Origin of the sequence: Leucobacter soli (genome assembly GCF_042659205.1) — a bacterium.
Classification (GTDB): Bacteria; Actinomycetota; Actinomycetes; order Actinomycetales; family Microbacteriaceae; genus Leucobacter; species Leucobacter soli.
Window position 1 is genome coordinate 1 of record NZ_JBHSRW010000210.1, and the last position, 4040, is coordinate 4040.

Annotated in this window: 4 protein-coding genes, 1 pseudogene and 1 riboswitch; all 5 genes and pseudogenes read left to right on the forward strand. The window is 69.4% G+C overall.

The genetic code is table 11. The features are described from left to right. Positions 1-626, forward strand: a 626-nt coding sequence (locus ACFPZL_RS10850) for an alpha/beta fold hydrolase (RefSeq protein ID WP_382335407.1), incomplete at its 5' end; no start/stop codon positions are given. Continuing rightward, positions 623-2107: an aldehyde dehydrogenase gene (locus tag ACFPZL_RS10855; protein ID WP_218115463.1), complete on the forward strand. Its 1485-nt coding sequence runs from the start codon at positions 623-625 to the stop codon at positions 2105-2107. The genes ACFPZL_RS10850 and ACFPZL_RS10855, both read left to right, overlap by 4 nt. Before the next feature lie 4 nt (positions 2108-2111). Continuing rightward, on the forward strand, positions 2112-2321 hold the full coding sequence (locus ACFPZL_RS10860) for a tautomerase family protein (protein ID WP_218115461.1): 210 nt from the start codon (positions 2112-2114) through the stop codon (positions 2319-2321). Positions 2322-2353: 32 nt separating this feature from the next. Next, complete coding sequence (locus ACFPZL_RS10865; RefSeq protein WP_218115460.1) at positions 2354-3400, forward strand: LLM class flavin-dependent oxidoreductase; 1047 nt, start codon at positions 2354-2356, stop codon at positions 3398-3400. 264 nt (positions 3401-3664) lie between these two features. After that, positions 3665-3808, forward strand: a riboswitch (FMN riboswitch). A gap of 82 nt (positions 3809-3890) precedes the next feature. Next, positions 3891-4040, forward strand: a pseudogene (locus ACFPZL_RS10870) (riboflavin biosynthesis protein RibD); the annotation flags it as partial.

A 4040-nucleotide genomic window follows, 5' to 3' on the forward strand; every position in this document is an offset into this window, starting at 1 on the left:
GGGCGCAGCCCCCGCTGCGCGAGGCGCAAACGCTCGCCACGCTCGGCGCAGACGTGCTCGACCGCATGCCGGCGGAGCCGGTGCACCTCGTCGGGTTCTCGCTCGGCGCACTGATCGCGCAGCACATCGCCCGCTTCGCCCCCGCGCGCGTGGCCACCCTCACCAGCGTCAATTCCGTCTGCCGCCGCACCCCGGAGGAGGCGGAGAAGGTCGAAGCGCGGCTCGCGACCGCCGGCGTCGACTTCGCCGAAGGAGTCGAGGCCTCGATCGAGCGCTGGTATCCGGCCGCCACCACGTCGGTGCCGCAGGGGATCATCGACGCGACCCGGGCGACCCTGCTCGCGAACGACATCGAGTCGTACCTCCACGCCTACACCGTGTTCGTGCGCGGGGATCGCGAGATCGGCCCCGAACTCGGCGGGATCCACGCGCCGGCACTCGCGATCACGGGCGAGCACGACCCCGGCTCCACGCCCGAGATGTCCCGCCGCCTCGCCGAGGCGATCCCGGACGGCCGCGCGGTGATCGTTCCCGGCACCCGCCACATGATGCCCGTCGAGGACGCGCCCGCGCTCGCCTCGGCCCTGATCTCATTCATCGACGAAACGGAAGGAGGGCGGCCGTGACCGAACGCCTCGACCACTTCATCGGCGGGGAGCACGCAGCCCCCGCCGACGGCGCCTACTTCGAGAGCACCAACCCCGCGACGCTCGAGGTCCTCTACGAGGCCGCCCGCGGCACCGCCGAAGACGTGGATCGCGCGGTCGCGTCGGCGCAGGCCGCCTTCGCCTCGCCCGCGTGGGCCGGGCTCACCGCGACCAAGCGCGGCCACCTGCTGCGCCGCCTCGGCGACCTGATCGGTGAGAACGCGGACCAGCTCGCCATGATGGAGAGCCTCGACAACGGCAAGCTGCTGCGCGAGATGCGCGGCCAGATGCGCTCCCTGCCCGAGTACTACTACTATTACGCGGGCCTGGCCGACAAGATCCAGGGCGCGCAGGTGCCGACCACCTCGCTCGAGATCCTGAACTACACCCAGCGCGAGCCGCTGGGCGTGGTGGGCACCATCACTCCGTGGAACTCCCCCCTCACGCTCACGACCTCGAAGATCGCCCCGGCGCTCGCCGCGGGCAACACGGTCGTCATCAAGCCGAGCGAGTACACGTCGCGCACCGTGCTCCGCCTCGCCGAGCTCGCCTACGAGGCCGGCTTCCCCGCCGGCGCGGTGAACGTCGTCACCGGCTTCGGCGGAGAGGCCGGCGCACCGCTCGTGAGCCACCCGGCGCTCGCGAAGATCTCGTTCACCGGCTCGACCGCGACCGGGTCGCGCATCGCCGCAGAGGCGGCCGCCCGCTTCATCGGCTGCACGCTCGAGCTCGGGGGCAAGAGCCCGAACATCGTGTTCGACGACGCGAACGTCGCGAACGCCGCCATGGGCGTGGTCGCCGGCATCTACGCCGCCGCGGGCCAGACCTGCATCGCGGGCAGCCGCGTGTTCGCGCACAAGGCGGTCTACGACGAGCTGCTCGAGCGCGTCACGGAGCGGGCTCGATCGATCCGGATCGGCGATCCGCTCGGCGACGACACCGAGCTCGGCCCGCTCGCCTTCGCCGACCAGCTCGCGAAGGTCGACTCCTACGTGAAGCTCGGCGCAGAGGAGGGCGCGACCGTGCACGCGGGCGGCGGGCGGCCCGACGGGCTCGAGCTCCCCGGCTACTTCTACTCGCCGACTGTGCTCACGGATGTGGACAACGACATGCGGGTGGTGCGCGAGGAGATCTTCGGCCCCGTCGCCGCGATCATGCCGTTCGAGCACGAGGACGAGCTGGTCGGTCTCGCGAACGACACCGAGTACGGCCTCGCCGCCGGCGTCTGGACGCAGAACCTGGCCCGCGCGCACCGGATGGCGCGCAGGCTCGACGCGGGCACGATCTGGGTCAACACCTATCGCGCCATGTCCCCGATGTCCCCCCGGCAGGGCTTCAAGAGCTCCGGGGTCGGCATCGAGCACGGCATCGAATCGATGCACGAGTACACGCGCCTGAAGAGCGTGTGGATCAATACCGATGAGGGTCCAGTCGCGGACCCCTTTGTAATGAGAGGTTGACACCATGCCACTGATCGACATTTCCATCGCCCGCGGGCGCACGCCCGAGCAGCTCCGCGCCCTCGTCGACGCCGTGCATCGCGCGGCCGAGGAGACCGTGGACGCGAAGAGCGACGCCATCACCGTGATCGTGCGCGAGATCGAGCACGAGCACTGGTCCCGCGGCAACCAGACGATCGCCGAGCGCAACGCCGCGGCGAGCGCGGCCCAGTAGCCGTACGCGAAGAGGAGAAGGAGGGCAGGCACATGCGTTTCTCGCTGTTCATCCATATGGAGCGCTACGACGATTCGATCTCGCACCGGCAGCACTGGGAGGAGCTCGTCGAGCTGACGCTGCTCGCCGAGGCCGGCGGGTTCAGCACGGTCTGGATCGGTGAGCACCACGGCATGGAGTACACCGTGTCGCCGAACCCGATGTCGCAGCTCGCGAACCTCGCGGCGCTGACGACGAAGATCCGCCTCGGCGCGGGCACCATCATCGCGCCGTTCTGGAACCCGCTGCGCACCGCGGGCGAGACCGCGCTGCTCGACGTGATCAGCAATGGCCGCGCGGAACTCGGAGTCGCCCGTGGCGCCTACCAGTTCGAGTTCGACCGGATGCTGAACGGCATGCCGGCCACCGATGGCGGCAAGGCCATGAACGAGGTCGTCGCGACCGTGAACAAGCTGTGGGACGGCGACTACGCGCACGACGGCGAGGTGTACCAGTTCCCCGCCGCGACGAGCGTGCCGAAGCCGGTGCAGAAGAACCCGCCCGTGTGGGTCGCGGCGCGCAGCCCCGAGTCGCACGACTTCGCCGTCGCGAACGGATGCAACGTCATGGTGACCCCGCTCATGAAGGGCGACGAGGAGGTCGAGGATCTCGTCGGCAAGTTCGAGACCGCGATCGCGAACCATCCCGAGGTGGAGAAGCGCCCCGACCTCATGGTGCTGCGCCACACCTACGTGCACGACGAGAGCGATCCGGAGGGCTGGAAGGTCGGCGCGACCGCCATCAACCGCTTCTACCGCTACTTCGACGCATGGTTCGGCAACAAGACGACGCCGGTCAACGGCTTCCTCGACCCGAGCCCGGAGGAGAAGTTCGCCGATCGGCCCGAGTTCGAGCTCGACTCGCTCCACCGCACCGCGATGATCGGCACCCCCGCAGAGGTGATCGAGCGGGTCCGTCACTACGAGTCGCTCGGCGTCTCGGAGTACAGCATCTGGAGCGACAGCAGCCTGACCTTCGCGGAGAAGAAGCGCTCGCTCGAGCTGTTCATCGAGCACGTCGTGCCAGCGTTCCAGGCCTGATAGCGGCCTGCCGCGCACTGCGTCCCCGGGTCCGACCGCGATGGCGGGCGGCCTCGGGGACGTTGTGTTACTTGTCGGCTCAACAAGATTCTGCGGGACGGGGTACAGTAAGTATGTGTTCCGGGGTCGGTGAGAATCCGAACTGCGGCCAGGCCCTCCGAGCAGAGCCGATTTCTCGGCTCTGCGGGCCGACGCCGCCGATGGCCGTCTCGGCCATCGGCAACCGGTTCGACAAGAGGACTGTCGACCACGGGATACAGTAAGTATGTGTTCCGGGGTCGGTGAGAATCCGAACCGGTGGTCAAAGTCCACGAACCTCGCACCTGCGAGGCCGATCCGGTGGAATTCCGGTACCGACGGTGATGCACGGGTCAGACCGCGTGCAAGTCCGGATGAGAGGAACGCGGAAACCCGCACCGTCGGGCCCCCGCAGCCCCCGGCGCGCAGGATCGGGGAAGCTGTGTTGGAGAGCGGGCTGCTGGCGGACGCGATGCGCCGCGCCCTCGACCTCGCGCTTCGCAGCCCCGTCGACGACGTGAATCCGCGCGTCGGCTGCACGCTGCTCGACCCGACCGGCCGCATCGTCGCCGAGGGCTGGCACCGCGGAGCCGGTACGCCGCACGCCGAGATCGATGCGCTC